The organism is Vicinamibacteria bacterium (genome assembly GCA_035620555.1).
Lineage (GTDB): Bacteria > Acidobacteriota > Vicinamibacteria > Marinacidobacterales > SMYC01 > DASPGQ01.
Genome location: DASPGQ010000633.1, coordinates 1 through 3,125, shown reverse-complemented (window position 1 = coordinate 3,125; position 3,125 = coordinate 1). Strand labels below are relative to the sequence as shown.

Annotated in this window: 3 protein-coding genes; all 3 read right to left on the bottom strand. The window is 64.4% G+C overall.

All coding sequences use genetic code 11. The features are described 5' to 3' along the window. Positions 1–49: 49 nt before the first annotated feature. Positions 50–1,201 (bottom strand): cytochrome P450, encoded by a 1,152-nt coding sequence (locus tag VEK15_25830; GenBank protein ID HXV64146.1) that lies wholly within the window; start codon positions 1,199–1,201, stop codon positions 50–52. A gap of 8 nt (positions 1,202–1,209) precedes the next feature. Beyond that, complete coding sequence (locus VEK15_25825) at positions 1,210–2,490, bottom strand: glutamine synthetase family protein (GenBank protein HXV64145.1); 1,281 nt, start codon at positions 2,488–2,490, stop codon at positions 1,210–1,212. After that, on the bottom strand, positions 2,487–3,125 hold a 639-nt coding region (locus VEK15_25820), incomplete at its 5' end, for an aldehyde dehydrogenase family protein (GenBank protein HXV64144.1). The genes VEK15_25825 and VEK15_25820, both read right to left, overlap by 4 nt.

Genomic DNA, 3,125 nt, shown 5'->3' with positions numbered 1-3,125 from the left:
GGAGTAGTACCAGGGAGGCGGCGGCACCAAGGAAACGAAACCCTGCCAATCAGACATCCCATACCACCCGGAGCGACTTGGGACCGCGGAACTCGAAGCCGTGAAGCTCGACGCGCTCATCGGGGTGAAGTCGCAGGTTCGGGAGCCGGGCGAAAAGACGCTCGGTTCCCACCGCTACCTCCTGACGGCCGAGCCACTCGCCGAGGCACCGGTGCTGGCCGAGCGCGAAGGCGGCGTGCCCACCCTCGGCGCGTCGAAGGTCGATCCGAAGCGGGTGTTTCCACCGCCGTTCGTCGAGATTGGCCGAGCGCAGCACGCCGGCCACGAGCGCGCCCCTGGGAATCTTCGTCCCCGACAGCACGACGTCGCAGGTCGTCTGACGGGTGATGGTGCCAACGGGCGTGAACCGGCGCATCACCTCGTCGACCAACCTCCTCCAGAGCGCGGGCCGCGCCACCACCTCCTCGCGCAACGTCTCGTCGTCGAGAAGCACCCAGACGCAGAGACCGATGCCGTCACGGGGCTCGTTGATTCCCCCGCTTACCATGAGACGCACATTATTGATGATCTCCTCGCGGCTCACGGCCTCTCCGAGCATGTGAGCGATGGCGCACCGGCTGACTTTACCGCGAAGCTCGTCGATCCGACGGTCGATGGCGTCTTGCAGCTGGTCTTTGGCCTTCGCACCCAGCGCCGTTTTTTCCGGATCGTTCTCGAAGTTCGCGATGTCGGCGCAAAGCCCCTGGCACCAGATCCAGACTTGCTCCCACGTGCTGTCGTCGAGCCCGAGAACCGTCTTGAGCGACCCGGCGCTCACCGCCGCGGCATAGGGGTACATGACGTCCGTCTCGCCCTCTCGAAGAAAACCGTCGATGAGGGCATCGCACATCGCAGGAAGGACCTCCTCGGCGAATGAGCCGCTTGCCCCGCTTCGTTGAAACGGTGGCATCATGGCCTTCTTTAGACGCACGGCCTCGGGTGCATCGAGCGTCAGCATGTTGACGCCGAGTGCCCGCCTTAGAAACGAGGGTTCGGTCACTGCCGAGAACTGCTCGGGGTGGAGATCCATGTACGAGACGTCGTCCCAGCGCGTCACGAGCCAGAGCCCGAGACGCGGAGCGAAACACACCGGCTCTTCGGCTCGAAGTCGAGCCAGAACGGGCTCGGGATCCCGCTCGAGCTCTTCGAGAGCGAGGCTCAATCCAAGGCTCATAGAAAGTGAAGGTACTCGTCGAGCTCCCAATCGGTCGTGTGACGGGCGTAACGCTCCCACTCCGCCCGCTTGACGACGAGAAAAGCGTCCACGAACGCCTTTCCCAACGCCTCGACGATGGAGGCATCGCTCTCGAGGTCATCGAGCGCTTGCGAAAGGCTTGCTGCCGCCCGGCGGTCGGTGTCGACGTTCTCCCAGCAGTCCCCCGTCTCGGACGGCGGCGGCTCGATGGCGTTCACGACGCCCAGCCGAGCCGCCTGGAGCACGGCGGCGGCGGCAATGTGCGGACCCACGCCGCCATCCGAAAGTCGATGCTCGAGCCGCGTCGCCGCGCCGCGCGCGGGAGGGATACGGATGGCGACGCCCCGATGGTCGTATCCCCAATTGGCCCAGACTCCCACCATCTGCCCCGGCCGGAGCCGCTTGTAGGCATTCACCGTGGGAGCGCAAACGGCGGCGATGCCGCGATGGTGCTCGATGAGCCCGCCGATCGCGTTTCTTGCGAGCGAAGACAGCCCGTCGGCCGCTTCGGGATCGACGAAAACATTCTCGTCGTTTTTCCAGATGCTCAGATTGACGTGCGTCCCGCTCCCACCGCGATCGGAGATGGGTTTCCCCATGAACGTCAAATGATACCCCCGGCGGGCCGCCACTTCGCGAGCGAGAACTTTGAAGAGAAACGCGTCGTCGCACGCGGAGAGCGGATCGGAATACTCCAGAGTGAGCTCGAACTGGCTGTTGTCGTACTCACTGTGTACCGACTCGAGCCCGATGCCAACCTCACGGCACACCGCCATGAGGTCATCGATGATACCCCCGGGATCGACGGCGGTACCGGTTCCGTAAACGTAGCCTCCGGGTGTGTCGATCGGGCGCCAGGCGCCGTCGGGACCTCGTTCCATCAGATAGGCCTCGAGCTCGAGACCGACTCGGACGGTGAAGCCAAGCGCGTTCCAGTCGGCCACGGCCTTTCGGAGCACGTGGCGGGGCGCCATTTCGACCGCCGCGCCATCTTTGAACACGTCGGGAATGGCGACCGCCGTGTCCTTCTCCCAGCCGGGTCTCACGTCCTCCGGGCGAAACCGAGCCTCGAGGTCGGGCGTACCCTGATAATAGAAAGCACCGTCGTGGGGCGTCATGTTGCGATCGAATCCGAGCGCGAAGAGAGAGATGCAGTGGCCGGTCGAGGTCGTCGCTCGTGCTGTAAGGTATTTCCCCCGTGCGAGGCCCAGGTGATCGGGCCATAACAGCCGAATCCGCTGATACTCGCCGCTCACGGATTTCTCCAGTGATGGGGTGACGTCACGGTGTTCTTGACGTCGCAGAAGAAATCGAAGCTCCAGTCGCCACCCTCGCGCCCGATGCCCGACGCCTTCGCACCCCCGAAAGGAGCCCTGAGATCGCGTACGAAGAAGCAGTTCACCCAAACCGTTCCGCAAACGAGCCCTCGAGCCACGCGCTTCGCCCGCTCGCGATCGCCGGTAAAGACGACGGCGGCGAGGCCGTACTCGGTGTCGTTCGCCCTTTCGATTGCTTCGTCCTCGTGGCGAAACGACTGCAAGGTGAGGACGGGACCGAAAACCTCACGACTCAGGACCTCGGCTCCATCCGGCACTCTTACGAAGAGAGTGGGCCGGTAATAGAGGCCGCCGAGCTGCTCGTTCGGGCCGCCGCCCAGCACACACTCCGCTCCCGCGTCCTTGGCGCGACGCACGAACCCATCGATGCGCTCGAGATGCTCGCGGGAAATTTGCGGTCCGATATCAGTCTTCTCATCACGCGGGTCGCCCTGAACCAAAAGGCGGGCCTTTTCCAGGAAGCGCTCCAGAAACGCGTCGTACGCCGGCTCCTGGACGAGAAGCCTCGTCCCGGCGAGACACACCTGGCCCGCGTTGTCGTACTGCTCGACTGC